Annotated in this window: 16 protein-coding genes; 5 read left to right on the top strand and 11 right to left on the bottom strand. The window is 68.7% G+C overall.

The window, feature by feature from the left end:
- The coding region (locus RT309_RS08630) for a DUF6986 family protein (RefSeq protein WP_396654436.1) at positions 1–214 on the bottom strand (214 nt) is incomplete at its 3' end.
- Between the two features lie 5 nt (positions 215–219).
- Positions 220–1,617 carry an NAD-dependent malic enzyme gene (locus tag RT309_RS08625; protein ID WP_313356463.1) on the bottom strand — a complete coding sequence of 466 codons (1,398 nt, stop codon included), beginning with the start codon at positions 1,615–1,617 and terminating at the stop codon, positions 220–222.
- Between the two features lie 194 nt (positions 1,618–1,811).
- On the opposite strand from RT309_RS08625, the gene RT309_RS08620 reads away from it, so the two are divergent.
- Entirely contained in the window at positions 1,812–2,579 is a 768-nt protein-coding gene (locus RT309_RS08620; protein WP_313356462.1) for an IclR family transcriptional regulator, read from the top strand.
- A gap of 59 nt (positions 2,580–2,638) precedes the next feature.
- Complete coding sequence (locus RT309_RS08615; RefSeq protein WP_313356461.1) at positions 2,639–3,388, top strand: SDR family oxidoreductase; 750 nt, start codon at positions 2,639–2,641, stop codon at positions 3,386–3,388.
- A gap of 84 nt (positions 3,389–3,472) precedes the next feature.
- On the opposite strand, the gene RT309_RS08610 is transcribed toward RT309_RS08615, so the two are convergent.
- The 6 genes from RT309_RS08610 to RT309_RS08585 form a co-directional block, all read right to left on the bottom strand.
- Entirely contained in the window at positions 3,473–4,972 is a 1,500-nt protein-coding gene (locus RT309_RS08610; RefSeq protein ID WP_313356460.1) for a nucleobase:cation symporter-2 family protein, read from the bottom strand.
- A gap of 150 nt (positions 4,973–5,122) precedes the next feature.
- Positions 5,123–6,016, bottom strand: a complete 894-nt coding sequence (gene pucL, locus RT309_RS08605; RefSeq protein WP_313356459.1) for a factor-independent urate hydroxylase — start codon at positions 6,014–6,016, stop codon at positions 5,123–5,125.
- A 9-nt stretch (positions 6,017–6,025) separates the two neighbouring features.
- The gene (gene uraH / locus RT309_RS08600) at positions 6,026–6,367 is read right to left on the bottom strand and encodes a hydroxyisourate hydrolase (RefSeq protein ID WP_313356458.1); all 342 of its coding nucleotides are present in this window, start codon (positions 6,365–6,367) and stop codon (positions 6,026–6,028) included.
- Positions 6,368–6,378: 11 nt separating this feature from the next.
- The gene (uraD, locus tag RT309_RS08595; RefSeq protein ID WP_313356457.1) at positions 6,379–6,867 is read right to left on the bottom strand and encodes a 2-oxo-4-hydroxy-4-carboxy-5-ureidoimidazoline decarboxylase; all 489 of its coding nucleotides are present in this window, start codon (positions 6,865–6,867) and stop codon (positions 6,379–6,381) included.
- A gap of 179 nt (positions 6,868–7,046) precedes the next feature.
- Entirely contained in the window at positions 7,047–7,514 is a 468-nt protein-coding gene (bcp, locus tag RT309_RS08590; RefSeq protein WP_313356456.1) for a thioredoxin-dependent thiol peroxidase, read from the bottom strand.
- Between the two features lie 70 nt (positions 7,515–7,584).
- Positions 7,585–8,442, bottom strand: a complete 858-nt coding sequence (locus RT309_RS08585) for a CoA ester lyase (RefSeq protein WP_313356455.1) — start codon at positions 8,440–8,442, stop codon at positions 7,585–7,587.
- Between the two features lie 204 nt (positions 8,443–8,646).
- Here RT309_RS08585 and allB point away from each other — a divergent pair, with 204 nt between their 5' ends.
- Positions 8,647–10,044 carry an allantoinase AllB gene (allB, locus tag RT309_RS08580; RefSeq protein ID WP_313356454.1) on the top strand — a complete coding sequence of 466 codons (1,398 nt, stop codon included), beginning with the start codon at positions 8,647–8,649 and terminating at the stop codon, positions 10,042–10,044.
- 176 nt (positions 10,045–10,220) lie between these two features.
- Here the strand turns inward: allB and RT309_RS08575 are convergent, their stop codons facing one another.
- On the bottom strand, positions 10,221–11,399 hold the full coding sequence (locus RT309_RS08575) for a glycosyltransferase (RefSeq protein ID WP_313356453.1): 1,179 nt from the start codon (positions 11,397–11,399) through the stop codon (positions 10,221–10,223).
- A 94-nt stretch (positions 11,400–11,493) separates the two neighbouring features.
- Between RT309_RS08575 and RT309_RS08570 the strand changes: the two genes are divergently transcribed.
- Positions 11,494–12,078 carry a hypothetical protein gene (locus RT309_RS08570; protein ID WP_313356452.1) on the top strand — a complete coding sequence of 195 codons (585 nt, stop codon included), beginning with the start codon at positions 11,494–11,496 and terminating at the stop codon, positions 12,076–12,078.
- 41 nt (positions 12,079–12,119) lie between these two features.
- Here the strand turns inward: RT309_RS08570 and RT309_RS08565 are convergent, their stop codons facing one another.
- Together RT309_RS08565 and RT309_RS08560 are read right to left on the bottom strand one after the other, a co-directional pair.
- Positions 12,120–12,692 (bottom strand): dihydrofolate reductase family protein, encoded by a 573-nt coding sequence (locus RT309_RS08565; RefSeq protein WP_313356451.1) that lies wholly within the window; start codon positions 12,690–12,692, stop codon positions 12,120–12,122.
- 50 nt (positions 12,693–12,742) lie between these two features.
- A complete protein-coding gene (locus tag RT309_RS08560; protein ID WP_313356450.1) occupies positions 12,743–13,816 on the bottom strand; it encodes a putative sulfate exporter family transporter in 1,074 nt (357 codons plus the stop codon).
- Positions 13,817–13,892: 76 nt separating this feature from the next.
- Between RT309_RS08560 and RT309_RS08555 the strand changes: the two genes are divergently transcribed.
- Positions 13,893–14,637 (top strand): LysR family transcriptional regulator (locus RT309_RS08555; protein WP_313356449.1); only part of this gene is annotated, 745 nt, incomplete at its 3' end.

Below are 14,637 nucleotides of genomic sequence, written 5' to 3'. Positions count from 1 at the left end.
TGCCGCCGGCGGCCTCGACCGCCGCGATCGCGTCCGCGCCGAAGCGGGCCGGCAGGTCGCGATCGAACCGGTCGGCCGGCACGTACAGCGTGTGCACGGGCTGACGGCTGCCGTCATCACCCGGATACGAGCCGGAGAGAAGGGAGTCGGTCTGCGCGAGGCGCGCGTCGATGTCTGCGAAGTCGTCTTCGCGCAGGGACGTGTTGGCCGACACCCTGGTCACTCCTTCCCAGCGGAGGTCTTGACGACGCGGACGATCGCCTCGGCCACCGCGCCCGCGACCTCAGGATCGAAGACGCTGGGGATGATGAAGCTCGCGTTACGCTCCTCGTCGTCGACGCGGGCGGCGATCGCCTCGGCGGCTGCGACCAGCATAGGCGGGGTGATGTCGGACACGCCCGCGTCGAGAAGACCGCGGAAGAAGCCGGGGAAGGCCAGCACGTTGTTGATCTGGTTGGGGAAGTCGCTGCGGCCGGTGGCCACGACGGCGGCGTGCTTGGACGCCACGACCGGGTCGATCTCCGGGGTCGGGTTGGCCATCGCGAACACGATCGCGTCGTCTGCCATGGCGGCGATGTCGTTCTCGTCGAGCACATTCGGGGCGCTGACGCCGATGAACACATCTGCGCCGACCATGGCTTCCTTGAGAGTGCCCCTGAAGTTGCGCGGGTTGGTGTTCGCCGCGAGCTCGACGCGGTGTGCGTCGGTGTACTCCTCATCGCGGTTGATGGCGCCGTTGCGACCGCAGGCCACGATGTCCGTCGCGCCCTGCTCGAGCAGCAGCTGCGCGATCGCGTTGCCTGCGGCGCCCACACCCGAGAGCACGATGCGCACGTCTTCGATCTTCTTCCCGACGACCTTCAGAGCATTCACGAGAGCGGCGAGGGTGACGATGGCGGTGCCGTGCTGGTCGTCGTGGAAGACGGGGATGTCGAGCTCTTCGCGCAGGCGCGCCTCGATCTCGAAGCAGCGCGGAGCGGCGATGTCCTCGAGGTTCACGCCGCCGTAGACCGGGGCGATCGCCTTGACGATCTTGATGATCTCCTCGGTGTCCTTGGTGTCGAGGCAGACGGGCCACGCGTCGACGTTCGCGAACTGCTTGAACAGCGCGGCCTTGCCCTCCATCACCGGCAGAGCGGCCTCGGGTCCGATGTCGCCGAGACCGAGCACGGCCGTGCCGTCGGTGACGACGGCGACGGTGTTGCGCTTGATGGTGAGGTTGCGCGCCTTGCTCTTGTCCTCTGCGATGGCCATGCACACCCGCGCGACACCGGGTGTGTACGCGCGCGAGAGGTCGTCGCGGTTGCGCAGCGGAACGCTCGGCACGACCTCGAGCTTGCCGCCGAGGTGCATGAGGAAGGTGCGGTCACTCACCTGACGCACGTGCACGCCGTCGAGCGCCTCGACGGCGTCGCGGATGCGCGTGGCGTGCTCGTCGTCGATGGTGTTGCAGGTGAGATCGACGACGATCGAGGTCGGGTGCGACTCGACGACGTCGAGCGCCGTGATCGCGGCGCCGGCGGACGCAGCGGCCGCCGCGAGCTCGCTGGTGACGCTGAAGTTCGAGGGGGCGTCGATGCGCAGTGTGATCGAGTTGCCGGGACCCGGATTGGCCATGATTCCTCTTCCCTGAGGTGCGCCGCGCGCCGCGGCGCCGACTCACATTTGCTGGTGGACTACTTCGTGCTTTCGCATCGTGGAGACTATTGTCTATCTTACGAAAGTTCGATGCAATCAACGATGATGGGCACACAGGATTTTCGCTCGCACTTCTCGCATGATGGAATCGTGTGGGTACCTAGGAGGACTTGATGGCCGAAAGCAAGACCCCGCGCGGCAGCGGATCCGGAGTGCAGTCCGTCGAGCGGGTGTTCGAGCTGCTCGAGCTGGTCACCGACGCCGGCGGCGACGTCACTCTCAGTGAGCTCGCGTCGTCGACCGATCTGCCGCTGCCGACCATCCACCGGTTGCTGCGCACGCTGGTGTCGCTCGGCTACGCACGGCAGCTGCCGAACCGTCGCTACGCGCTGGGTCCGCGGCTGATCCGCATCGGCGAGGGAGCCTCGCGCCAGTTCGGAGCCCTCGCGCGCCCGCAGCTGAAGACCCTCGTCGACCAGCTCGGCGAGAGCGCCAACATGGCGGTGCTCGACGGCAACATGGTCGTCTACGTCGCCCAGGTGCCGTCGCTGCACTCGATGCGCATGTTCACCGAGGTGGGCAGGCGCGCGCACACGCACGACACCGGCGTCGGCAAGGCGATCCTCGCCCAGCTGCCCGATGACACCGTGCGCTCGATCGTCACCCGAGCCGGGATGCCCACCCCCACCGAGCACAGCATCGGCGACGTCGACTCGCTCATCGCCGAGCTCGACCGCATCCGTGAGCGGGGGTACGCGATCGACGATCAGGAGCAGGAGATCGGGGTGCGCTGCTTCTCGATGGCGGTGCCGGACGCGCCGACGCCCACCGCGGTCTCGGTCTCGGGTCCGATCTCGCGCGTCGACGAGGCCTTCGGAGAGCGTGCCGTGCCCATGCTGCGCACGGCGGCGCAGGCGATCAGCGCCGAGCTGGCGTCCTGACCCTTCGACAGGCTCAGGGACCCACTTCAGGCTCAGGGACCCATGTGAGGAGGACCGGGATGAAGAGCGGACGCGTCGCCGTGGTGACCGGGGCCGGTTCCGGTATCGGCCGTGCCGTGGCCGTAGCGATGCTCGAGGCGGGCTACCGGGTGGCTCTCGCCGGCAGACGGGCGGATGCCCTGCAGCAGACCGCAGACGGACTTCCGGGCGCCCTCATCGTGCCGACCGACATCACCGTGCCGGCCGAGGTCGACGCGCTGTTCGACCGCGTGGTCGTCGAGTGGGGCCGCGTGGACGTGCTGTTCAACAACGCGGGGATCTTCGGACCCGTGGCATCCGCCGCCGACATCGACCCGGTCGAATGGCAGCGAACGATCGATGTGAACGTCACCGGAGCGCTGCTCTGCGCCGGAGCGGCGATGCGCGCGATGATCGCCCAGCGACCGTCCGGCGGCCGCATCATCAACAACGGCTCGATCTCGGCCCAGGTGCCCAGGCCGCTCTCGGTCGCGTACGCCGTGAGCAAGCATGCGATCACCGGCCTGACGCGGTCGATCGATCTCGACGGCCGAGCGCACGGCATCAGCTGCGGCCAGATCGACATCGGCAACGCCGCGACCCGCATCATGTCCGAGATCGGGGTCGGCTCGGGAGCCCTGCAGGCCGACGGCTCACGCCTGGTCGAGCCGACCTTCGACGTGGCGGATGCGGCGCGCGCCGTGCTGTTCATGGCACAGCTGCCGCCCGAGGCGAACATCTCCTCGCTCACCGTCACCGCGGCGGGGATGCCGTTCGGCGGTCGCGGCTGATCGCTCGCTCGCGGGTCACAGTGGGTCGTGCACGAAGGTCCGCGCCCCCTCAGGAGCGCGGACCTCCGTGCCGGTGGATCGATCTCAGTGCGCAGACCCGCCCGGCTCGTCGTCGACGACCTGCACGACCTTGCCGTCGGCGCCGACGAGCTTGCCGTCGACATAGCGGTCGCCCTCTCTGAGCACCCGGATCACGTCGGTGCGGATGATGCGCACCGGACTCGCGGCGAACACCGAGGGGTCGTCGGAATTGCCCCGTGTGAAGTGGTTGAACACGAGGTTCAGCAAGATCGCGGTCACAGCGGCCGAGCTGATGCCCGAGTTGAAGATGACCTGGAACCAGCTCGGGAAGTTCGAGTAGATCGACGGGATCAGCTCGGGCAGGATCCCGATCGAGATCGCCGTGGCGACGATGATCAGGTTCATGTTGTTCTCGTACTTGACCTTCGCCAGGGTGCGGATGCCCGACGCCGTGACCGTGCCGAACAGCACGATGCCGGCGCCGCCGAGCACTGCCGTGGGCATCGCGGCGACCACGCGGCCGAGGAACGGGCACAGGCCCAGGATGATCAGCACGACGCCACCGGCGGCGACGGCGTAGCGGCTCTTGATCTTCGTGACCGCGACGAGGCCGACGTTCTGCGCGAACGCGCTCTGCGTGAAGGAGTTGAAGATCGGGGACACGGCGCTGGAGAGCATGTCGGCGCGCAGACCGGCTGCGATGCGCTTGCGGTCGACCTTCGAGCCGACGATCTCACCGACAGCGAGGATGTCAGCCGTCGTCTCGGTGAGGATCACCAGCACCACGATGAGCATCGAGAGGATCGCTGCGAGGTCGAAGGTCGGCGCCCCGAAGGCGAGCGGCGTCGGGAAGGCGAAGAAGTCGCCCTGGAAGACCTTGGAGAAATCCGCGCGGCCGATCAGGGCCGCGAAGATCGTGCCGACGACCAGCGCGAGCAGGATCGACAGGCGGGAGACGAAGGCGTTGCCGACCTTGCTGAGCAGGATGATGACGAGCAGCGTGAACCCGGCGATGCCGATGTTCACGGGGTCGGCGAAGTTCGCGGCCGTCGGGTCGTTGCCGACGATCCAGCGCCCGGCGACGGGCATCAGCGACAGACCGATCGAGGTGATCACCACACCCGTGACCACGGGCGGGAAGAACCGCACGATCTGAGCGAAGAACGGCGCGATCACCAGGCCGATCAACGAGGCGATGATCACCGCCCCGAAGACGTTGGTGAGACCTTCGCGCCCGTTGCCGTTCACGATCGCGAGCATCGTGGCGACGCCGGCGAACGAGACGCCCTGGACGAGGGGCAGCTGCGATCCGAAGAACGGGAAGCCGATGGTCTGCAGAAGCGTGGCGAGACCGCCTACGAAGAGGCAGGCCGCGATCAGCAGACCGATCTCTCCGGGGCTGACACCGGCCGCGGAGCCGATGATCAGCGGCGGCGCGATGATGCCGCCGTACATGGTCAGAACGTGCTGGAGCCCGTACGCGACGGATGGGCCGATGCCGAGTCGCTCGTCCTCAGGACGGTCGGATGGGCGCTTGTTCGTGTTGCTGCGTGCCGCAGTCATGAGGGGACCTCCTTGTCCAGGACCCGCTGTTCGGGGTGGGCATACGTGAAATGGGCGTGACGAACGGGGACTCCCGCTCTGATGGGTCCGGGGGCCCGTCGGTGTGACCGACGAGCCCCCGGTGCGCGTTCCGCGTCGGCTCCTGCCGGATCAGCAGAAGCCGGCGATGCCGTCCCACGACCAGTGGTCGGTGTCGGCGCCCTCGCGGAGGAACGACGCCTCGATCAGGCCGTAGGGGCGGTCAGCGGCGTAGAACACCTCGTTGGGGTTCTCCAGGCCGAACGGCGACAGGTCGACCACGAAGTGGTGGCTGTTCGGGGTCGAGAAGCGGATCTCGTCGATCTCGGGGTGCGCCTCGAGAACGGCCTCGGCCATCTCCTTCAGCGTGTGCTGCAGGGCGTACGAGTAGTTGCGCGAGAAACCGGCGAGCAGCAGGCGGCGGACATCCGCGAAGACCTCATTGAAGTCGATGTCGTTGCGGTTGTAACGCCACTTGGCGGTGACGGAGGTGGCCAGGATGCGGTCCTCGGTCTCGGCGAGCGTCGTGTACTTGTCCTTCGGGTACCCGACGAAGCCGCTCTGCGTCGACTTCAGCACCTTGAGGTCCTGCAGACCGGTGATGACGACCGTGTCGTCGCCGTCGATCTGCACCACCGATGTGCGGGTCTCGGTGCCGCCGCGCACGAACGAGTGGTCGTGCTCGCCGGCATCGCCCTGGATGCGCTGCCAGGTGTACTGCTCGGCCTCCCAGCGTCCGCCGGTGACCCAGTCGAACTCGCCCGTGAAGTGGCGTCCGAGGCGCAGCAGGAACTCCTCGGGGCTGCCGACGCCGTCCTTGGCGAAGGCGTACACCGTGTTCTTCTGCGTGTCGGTCGGCACGACGTGCTCGTTGTCGCCCTCGAAGTGAGCGCTGTCGAAGTCGCCGCGCAGCTGCGAGGTGACGTTGAGATCCTCGATCTCGTGACGGTCGGAGTCGCGCGTGACGCGGACGACGCGGACCTCTGCCTTGCCGTACTGGTTCTTGCCCAGAATGATGTTGGTCATGATTTCAACTCAGCTTCCTCGGTAAGTGGAATAGGCGAACGGGCTGAGCAGAAGCGGCACGTGATAGTGCGCCTGCTCAGCGTCGACCTGGAAGGTCAACACCACCTCCGGGAAGAAGGTGTCCGTGTCGATGCCGGCGAAGTAGGCCGCCGTGTCGAACCGGAGGCGGTATGCACCGCTCTCCAGCACCGAAGGGCCCAGTTCTTTCACCCGCCCGTCAGCATCTGTGGATCCTGAACCGATCCCGACCCACTCGCCGCCCTGACGGGCTTCGAGTGCGACGGCGACGTCGGGCGCGGGGCGTCCGATCGAGGTGTCCAGGATGTGGGTGGTCACGTGGGAAACGCTCATGGCGCGCTCCTTCAGCTCTCGAGGGCTCCGGCCAGACGCAGCGCTGCGATCTCGCGCAGCTGCTGGTCGACGACGGCGAGCTCCTGTTCGGGGGTGTTGCCCAGCCGCTCCTGCAGCAGGGCGAGGATCTCCTCGGCGGAGCGTCCGGCAGCGCGTACGAGGTACACGCGGTCGAACTTCTCCTCGTAGGCCTTGTTTCCGGCCGCCAGCTCAGCGGCGGCGTCGGCATCGACGCCCGGCTGCTCCTTGCGCGACAGTGCGGCCTCGGCCGTCTCGCCCTGCGGCCGTTCGCCGATGCGCGGGTGGTGCGCGAGCGCGCCGTCGAGTTCGGCCTCGCTGAAGGGGGCGGCCGCGGAGCCGGCCGCTGCGACGATCTGGTCGACGCTCTGGTAGGGCCGACCGTCGACGATCGCGTCGATCCAGCGGGCGATGTCCAGAGCCGGCTTCACGACGGCGACGGCTTCTTCACGGGGAGCCGAATTGAAGTTCTCGAGTAACATCTTCGATCCTCAAGCAGATGCTGGCATCCGGCGTGAAGGCTATACGGAAACCCCTGACGGAGTCTTCACGAGAAGGTTTCTTCCGTATGCCGGAACTGTTATTTCAGCATGTGTAAGTAGTGTGCGCGCCGCCGGGAGGGTTTGTCAACATCCCGGCGGCGCCTTTTCGCATCGTGGAGTCAGGCGCCCAGTTCGGCGCGCAGGCGCGCGACGTGACCGTCTGCATCCACACCGTACTCCGCGCGCTGCACGACGCCGTCGCCGTCGAGCACGAACGTGGAGCGGATGACGCCGTCGAAGGTCCGATCACCCACGGTCTTCTCGCCCCACACGCCCCAGGCGCGGGCCACGGCGGCGTCACTGTCGGCGAGCAGCGGGAAGGTCAGGCCCTCGGCCTGTGCGAACGCGCGGATCTCATCGATGGAGTCGGGCGAGATGCCGATGACCGCGTAGCCCGCGGCATCCAGTGCCGAGAGGCTGTCGCGGAAATCGCACGCCTCGGTGGTGCAGCCGGGCGTCGCCGCCTTCGGGTAGAAGTAGACGACCACGTTGCGGCCGCGGTAGTCGGCGAGCGCGACGGTGCGACCCTCCGCGTCGTCCAGGGCGAAATCGGGCGCGGTGACGCCGGCGGTGAGCTTGTCGGTCATGATGGCTCCGTTCTGTTGGGGATCGATGTCTGCTGCGGGATGGATGCCGCGCTGCCGCCCGGCAGCGTCGTCAGCGGGCGACGGGCAGCACGTCGAAGGCCTCGGCGAGCTGCATGATCTTGCGCGCGCGCCCCAGGCGGGGCAGGTCGCTGCCGTCGCGGACGATGCGGCCGCGGGCGTCGAAGTCGGCGAGGAACTCGGAGGCCCATTCGACGTCGGTGCGCGTGGGGCTGATGACCTCGTTGACGACGGGGGTCTGCTCGGCCTGAAGGCAGAGCTTGCCCGTCATGCCCATCGCCACGGTGATCGCCGACTGCTCGCGCAGGATGGGGTGGCTCGAGCCGACGGTCGGTCCGTCGATCGGGCCGGGCAGTCCGCCGACGCGGCTCGAGATCACGAGGCGGGCGCGCGGGTACGCCATCGCCTCACGGTCGGCCGACATCCCCGTGTCGCGACGAAAGTCGCCGCTGCCGAAGGCCAGGCGGAACACGCCCTTGGCGCGGGCGATCTCGCTCGCATTCTCGATGCCGACGGCCGATTCGACGAGCGCGACGATCGGAACCCTGGCGCCCAGGCGATTGAAGGTGTCCATCGCCTGACCGCCGAGCTCGGTCTTGGCGAGCATCACGCCCTGCAGGCCGGGGGCTCTGCGGAGCTCCTCGATGTCGTCAGCCCAGTAGTCGCTGCCGGCGTCGTTGATGCGCACCCACGCGCGTCCGCCCTCGCTCAGCCAGCGCACCACGTCGGCACGAGCCGACTCCTTCTTACTGGCGTCGACAGCGTCCTCGATGTCCAGCACCACCGCATCGGCGTGCGAGGCCGCCGCGCCATCAAAGGTCTCGGGGCGAGTGGCCGCCACGAGCAGCCAGGAGCGGGCGAGTTCGGGAGCGATCTCGCGTCGCGCGGCGGATGGGAGAGGAGCGTTCATCTGAGTTCCGATCAATGAAATCCGGTTTCTGCGATACGAAAAGTCTAGCGCGGACGATTCTCGCCCGCCAGCGGACCCACTGCCCGTTCAGCCTATGCCGGGACTACACTCGCACGGTGTTGACAGCGTTTCGCCCGCATGGTGAAATCCCTTAGTGCGAAAAGTTGTTCTCGCATCATGAAAGCACCAGGAAGGGCGGTCGGGATGTCGCAGGACGCCGAGCACCAGGAGACAGCACGAACCTCGCTCGACCCCACGGGGGAGCGCTACGACCTCGTGATCCGCGGGCAGCGCGTCCTCACCAGCTCCGGCATCCGCCCCCGCGAGGTCGGCGTGCGCGGCGGCGTCATCGTCGCCATGCAGCCGCTCGGCAACAACCTCGACGGCGCCGAGGTCATCGAGCTCGCCGAGGATGAGACGCTCATCCCCGGACTGGTCGACACCCACGTGCACGTCAACGAGCCGGGCCGCACCGAGTGGGAGGGCTTCGCCTCCGCCACCCGCGCCGCCGCAGCCGGCGGCGTGACGACCATCGTCGACATGCCGCTGAACAGCATCCCTCCCACCGTCAGCGTCGAGGCGCTCGAGATCAAGCGCGAGGTCGCGCGAGGTCAGACCCACGTCGATGTCGGCTTCTGGGGCGGCGCCATCCCAGGCAACACCGCGGACCTGCGCCCCCTGCACGACGCGGGTGTGTTCGGCTTCAAGAGCTTCCTGCTGCACTCGGGTGTCGACGAGTTCCCGCCGCTCGACCCGGACGAGCTCGAGAAGGACATGCGCGAGCTCGCCACGTTCGACTCCGTGATGATCGTGCACGCCGAGGACTCCAGGGCCATCGACCGCGCCCCGCAGCCCGACGGAGACGACTACTCGAAGTTCCTCGCATCCCGCCCCCGCGGTGCCGAGAACCTCGCCATCGCCGAGGTCATCGAGCGCGCGCGCTGGACCGGCGCCCGGGCGCACATCCTGCACCTGTCGTCGTCCGACGCTCTGGCGATGCTGCGCACCGCGAAGCACGACGGCCTGAAGATCACCGTCGAGACCTGCCCGCACTACCTGACCCTGGTCAGCGAAGAGATCCCCCTCGGCGCGACGGCGTTCAAGTGCTGCCCGCCGATCCGCGAGGCCGGCAACCGCGAACTGCTCTGGCAGGGTCTGGAAGAGGGCACGATCGACTTCATCGTCTCCGACCACTCCCCCTCCACGCTGGATCTGAAGGACCTCGAGAACGGCGACTTCGGCGTGGCGTGGGGCGGCGTCGCCTCGCTGCAGCTGGGGCTGTCGCTGATCTGGACCGAGGCCCGTCAGCGCGGGCTGTCACTCGAGCAGGTCGTGGCCTGGATGAGCGAGCGCCCGGCGCAGTTCGCCGGCCTCACCGGCAAGGGCCGCATCGCGCCGGGCTACGACGCGGACTTCTCGATCTTCGCCGCCGACGACGCCTACGTGGTCGACGTCAAGAAGCTGCACCACAAGAACCCGATCACGCCGTACCAGGGCAAGGCGCTCGCCGGGGTGGTGCGCCGCACATGGCTGCACGGAGAGGTCATCGACTTCGAGAACCCGCGCGGCCGTCTGCTGCGCCGCGGCATGACCAACGCCTGAGCGGCTCTGCTGCGCGGCGGTCCGGGATCTGGCTGCGCCTTCCTGCGGCACAAGTTCTGTGAGCGTAGGCGAACGCGCGAACGTAGGACCGATCTCGCCTCATTCGTCCTACCTTCGCGTGTCCGCCTACCTCCGCGCGGAACTCCGTGACGGACGATCCCGTCAGGAGGGCAGCGTCAGTTCGGCAGCGGCTCGTCGCGGTAGAGCGCTTCGAAGGTGTCGAGCGTGCGGTTGATGTCGTGCACAGCCACGCCGTCGAGCGAGGCGCGCTGCATCCGCTCGTATTCGGCCGGCGACGCCGTCAGCACCTGGGTCAGCTTGTCGGCGAGGTCGTCCACGTTACCGGGCTCGAACAGGTGGCCGTTCTCGCCGTCGTGCACGAGGTGCGGCAGAGCGACGGCGTTGGCGCCGACGATCGGCAGAGCGGATGCCATGGCTTCCATCGTCACGATCGACTGGAGTTCCGCGATCGAGGCGATCGCGAACACCGACGAGCGCGAGTACAGCTCGCGCAGCCGGGCGTCGGTGACGCGGCCGTGGAAGGTCACCCGATCCGCGATGCCCAGCTGCACCGTGAGCGCCTCCAGTGCCTTGCGCTGATCGCCCCCTCCGGCGATGTCGAAGTGCACGTCGAGGGCGGGGTCGAGCGCGGCGACTGCGCGCAGCACGACGTCGACCTGCTTCTCGCCTGTGAGGCGCCCCACGAACAGGATGCGGTTGCGGTCGCGCGGCGCGATCACGGGATCGTAGTTGCGTCGGTCGATGCCGCAGCTGATCGGCACGACCCCCCGCATGTCGATGGTGCGCTCGAGGAAGTCGGCGGCGCGGCGCGTGGGCGTCGTGACGGCGCGGGTCATGTCGAAGGTGCGCTTGGCGTCGGCCCACGCGAGCTTGAGCACCACCTCGTCGATGAACCTGGGGAACGTGGTGTGGTCGAGGATGTTCTCGGCCATCACGTGGTTCGTGGCGATGACGGGGATGCCGCGCTGATGCGCGATGCGGGTGAGTCCGCGACCGATGATGATGTGCGACTGGATGTGCACGATGTCGGGCCGCACCTCGTCGAGCACCTTGCGCGCCCAGTGCTTCGAGCGCCACGGCCAGACGAAGCGCACCCAGTCGTGCGGCAGCCAGCGCAGGGCGGGTAGTCGGTGCATCGTCATCGGCTCGCCCTCGATCACCTCGGTGTGCGCAGGGGAACGGCGATAGGCGGTGTTCGGCGCGACGACGTGAACGTCGTGGCCGCGCTGCACGAGGCCGGCGGCGAGGCGCTCGGCGAAGCGTGCGGCTCCATTGATGTCGGGTGCGAACGTGTCGCAGCCGATGAGGATCTTCAGGGGGCGTCCGGAGGTCACGGGGAGTCTGCTGCCTATCTCTAGCTCTGGGCGCCCGTCACTCTACCCGAGGGCACTGTGCCATCCGGGGAGGCGGGCCGCGTACCGTAGGTGCATGCGCCTGATCTCGTCTGCCGACCGCGCCCTGTGGATCCCCGTCACCGGCTCGCTGGGACTGCGCGGCCGTCGGCATCGCAAGGCCGCCATCCGGATGCTGATGGCGCAGGCCGGCACGGGACTCGGGCGCGAGACGCTGCCCGGCGCCCGGTTCGGCAGCTGGCTCGCCAGCCAGGCGATCCCGTTCGCGATGCGCAAGGCGGATGGTCGCGTGCTCGCGTGGACATGGCGGGCCGAGCCCGAGCTGGTGGTCGCAATGGCCACCGTGCAGGCGCTCACCCCGCAGCTGCGCACCGCGCGCGCAATGATGCCGATGGAGTACGACGACACCGAGGACTTCCGCACTCCGCTCGGCCAGGGCGAGAAGCTGCTGATGCCGTCGCCCCCGAACCCCGCGGCGCCCGCGTCGGCGACCTACACGTGGGACACCGGCACCCACCTCATCACGCTGACGGCGGTGTGCAGCGACCGCGAGCGCTTCGGCACGCTCGCGGCCGCGCTGGACGACCTCGCCCGCAGCATCCGGATCGCCGACGACATCACCGGCGGCGAGGGCGACGTGCTTCGCCTGCCGCCCGCCTGAACCTGGCGGAGGCGACCGCTGGTCGGTGAGGCGAGCGCGGCTCAGGCACGCGAGTACTCCGCGATCACCACGCCGGACTCGAATCGGGTGACGGCCTCCGGCACCATCGCTCGCGGCGAGTAGGGGTGGTCGCCGAACAGCCGGATGCCGTCGCCGAACAGCACGGGGCTGACCTTCAGCACGAGATGGTCGACCTCATCGGCCAGCCGGGCGGCGAGGGCCCCACCGCCGCAGAGCCAGATACCGGCGCCCGGCTCGCTCTTGAGCTCGCGGACGACCTCGACAGGATCGCGGTCGGTGAACTGGACCTCGTCCGACCCCTCCGGCGCCTCGTGTTCGCGAGTGAAGACGATCTGCCGCAGGTGCGCGTACGGATTCGGCAGGTGGGGCAACCCGACGGTATAGGTGTTCCAGCCCATCAGCACGGTGTCGAAGGGGCTGCCGTCACTCGGCACACCGGCCAGAGCGGCCAGGGCCGTGGGCACCGTGCCGCGGTACTTCTCCGCGATGCGCGCCATGTGATCGCCCTCCGCGAGGAAGCGGTCGTACTCTCCGTTCGGACCGGCGATGAAGCCATCGATCGAGACGGCGACGAAGTAGGTCAGCTCGCGCATCAGCGCTCCAATCACGACAGGTGCAGTGGTTCGCAGACTACAACCGCGTCTCAGAGGTACCCGGCGAACGCCATGGTCGTGAGGGTGGTCGCAGCGACGAGCACCGACAGCATCCCGCCCAGGGCGAGCGGCCGCCAGCCCGCGGTGCGGATGGCCGCCAGGTCGGTCGACAGGCCGATGCCGGCGAGCGCGGTCGCCACGAGGAAGGCGCTGACCTGGCCCAGCGCATCGGTGACGGCCGGGGGGACGATGCCGGTCGAGTTCACCAGTGCGAGTGTGACGAATCCGATGAGGAACCACGGCACCAGCCGCACGAGACGGGCGAGCGAGAAGCCGCTGCGCTCCGGACTGCGGCGCGCGTGGGCGAACGCGAGACCGACGCTGACCGGGATGATCATCAGCGTTCGCACGAGCTTGACGACGACGGCGAACTCCAGCGCGGCGGCGCCGTAGACGGTGGCCGCGGCGACCACCGAGCTGGTGTCGTTGACCGCCGTCCCGGCGAACAGGCCGAACGCCTCAGGCGACATGCCGAGCAGGTGACCGATCAGCGGGAAGGCGCCGATCGCGATGATGTTGAACAGGAAGATCGTCGAGACCGCGTAGGCCACCTGTGAGCTCTTCGCGCGGATCACCGGCGAGACGGCGGCGATCGCCGAGGCACCGCAGATGCCGGTGCCCACGCCGATGAGCGTGACGAGCCCCGCGTCGATGCGCAGCGCGCGCCCGAGCAGCCAGGCTGCGAGCAGGCAGACGGCGAGCGAGACCAGCATGACCGGCAGCGACCGGGCGCCCACGCGCAGCACCGAATCGATCGACAGCCCGGCGCCGAGCAGCACGACCGCGCACTGCAGCACGAAGGAGCTCGCGAACCGCACGCCCCGCACGACACGACCCCAGGGGCGTCGCACGAGAGCGATCAGCACGCCGATCAGCACGGCCGGGATCGCCGCTCCGAGCACGGGGACGGCGCGACCGACGATGGTCGCGATCGCCGCGATCACCACGCACAGCAGCAGACCCGGCAGCACGCCGCCCACAGCGCTCAGCACCGCCCGTGGGCCCCGGCGCCGGCTCTCGGCGGTGGGCGGCTGCGGCGGAGATGCGAGAGCGGTTCGTTCCATGCATCCAGTCTTCGACGGCGGCCAGGCGGAGAGTAGAGCGCGCCTTCTTGTAGGGTTACAACGAGGAGTTGTGACTATGGAGTTCGTCGACGTCAGGCCGCTGCGGGCGCTTGTTCAAGTGGCATCCGACGGCAGCATCTCGCGCGCCGCACGCACGCTGGGTCTCACGCAGCAGGCCCTCTCGGCACGGCTGCGCGCCTTCGAACGCGAGATGGATGTCGAGCTGCTGCACCGCTCACCGCGCGGCACCGTGCTCAGCCCGCAGGGCGACCTCGTCGTGGTGTGGGCGCGGGAGGCGCTCGCGGCGATGGACCGGTTCAACGCAGCGGTCGGCTCGCTGCGCCAGCACAGCGCAACCGACCTGGTGGTGGCGGTCAGCCAGACCGTGGCGGCGCATCTGCTTCCCGGGTGGGTCGCCGCCCTGCACGGCCGGCAGATCGGGCGCGGGCGTCCGTCATCGGTCGTCTTCGACACGGCCAACAGCGACGAGGTGATCCGCAAGGTGCAGGAGGGCGAATGCGCACTCGGATTCATCGAGAGCCCGCACATCCCGTCGGGCCTGGGATCCCGGGTCGTGCACTGGGATTCGATGGTCGTCGCCGTCGGGCTGCAGCATCCGTGGGCAGGGCGCGACAGCGTCGAGTTCGCCGAGGTCGCCGCCACGCCGCTCATCGTCCGCGAGCAGGGCAGCGGCACCCGCGCCGCCTTGGATCAGGTGCTGAGCGCGGCGGGCTACAGCGCCGAGCCGCCGGCATCCGTGCTGTCGACCGAGGCCGCCGTGCGCTCGGCGGCGATCGCCGGGATCGCGCCGGCGGTGCTCA

The sequence above is a fragment of the Microbacterium sp. genome, assembly GCF_032084865.1.
In the GTDB taxonomy this organism is placed as follows: domain Bacteria; phylum Actinomycetota; class Actinomycetes; order Actinomycetales; family Microbacteriaceae; genus Microbacterium.
Note: the sequence above shows the minus strand (reverse complement) of the source record. Positions and strands in the feature narration are given on the sequence as shown.

Excerpts from the sequence above, each read along its gene's own strand:
- RT309_RS08625 (WP_313356463.1), bottom strand. The coding sequence starts at position 1,617 with ATGGCCAATCCGGGTCCCGGCAACTCGATCACACTGCGCATCGACGCC.
- RT309_RS08620 (WP_313356462.1), top strand. The coding sequence starts at position 1,812 with ATGGCCGAAAGCAAGACCCCGCGCGGCAGCGGATCCGGAGTGCAGTCC.
- RT309_RS08615 (WP_313356461.1), top strand. The coding sequence starts at position 2,639 with ATGAAGAGCGGACGCGTCGCCGTGGTGACCGGGGCCGGTTCCGGTATC.
- RT309_RS08610 (WP_313356460.1), bottom strand. The coding sequence starts at position 4,972 with ATGACTGCGGCACGCAGCAACACGAACAAGCGCCCATCCGACCGTCCT.
- pucL (WP_313356459.1), bottom strand. The coding sequence starts at position 6,016 with ATGACCAACATCATTCTGGGCAAGAACCAGTACGGCAAGGCAGAGGTC.
- uraH (WP_313356458.1), bottom strand. The coding sequence starts at position 6,367 with ATGAGCGTTTCCCACGTGACCACCCACATCCTGGACACCTCGATCGGA.
- uraD (WP_313356457.1), bottom strand. The coding sequence starts at position 6,867 with ATGTTACTCGAGAACTTCAATTCGGCTCCCCGTGAAGAAGCCGTCGCC.
- bcp (WP_313356456.1), bottom strand. The coding sequence starts at position 7,514 with ATGACCGACAAGCTCACCGCCGGCGTCACCGCGCCCGATTTCGCCCTG.
- RT309_RS08585 (WP_313356455.1), bottom strand. The coding sequence starts at position 8,442 with ATGAACGCTCCTCTCCCATCCGCCGCGCGACGCGAGATCGCTCCCGAA.
- allB (WP_313356454.1), top strand. The coding sequence starts at position 8,647 with ATGTCGCAGGACGCCGAGCACCAGGAGACAGCACGAACCTCGCTCGAC.
- RT309_RS08570 (WP_313356452.1), top strand. The coding sequence starts at position 11,494 with ATGCGCCTGATCTCGTCTGCCGACCGCGCCCTGTGGATCCCCGTCACC.
- RT309_RS08565 (WP_313356451.1), bottom strand. The coding sequence starts at position 12,692 with ATGCGCGAGCTGACCTACTTCGTCGCCGTCTCGATCGATGGCTTCATC.
- RT309_RS08560 (WP_313356450.1), bottom strand. The coding sequence starts at position 13,816 with ATGGAACGAACCGCTCTCGCATCTCCGCCGCAGCCGCCCACCGCCGAG.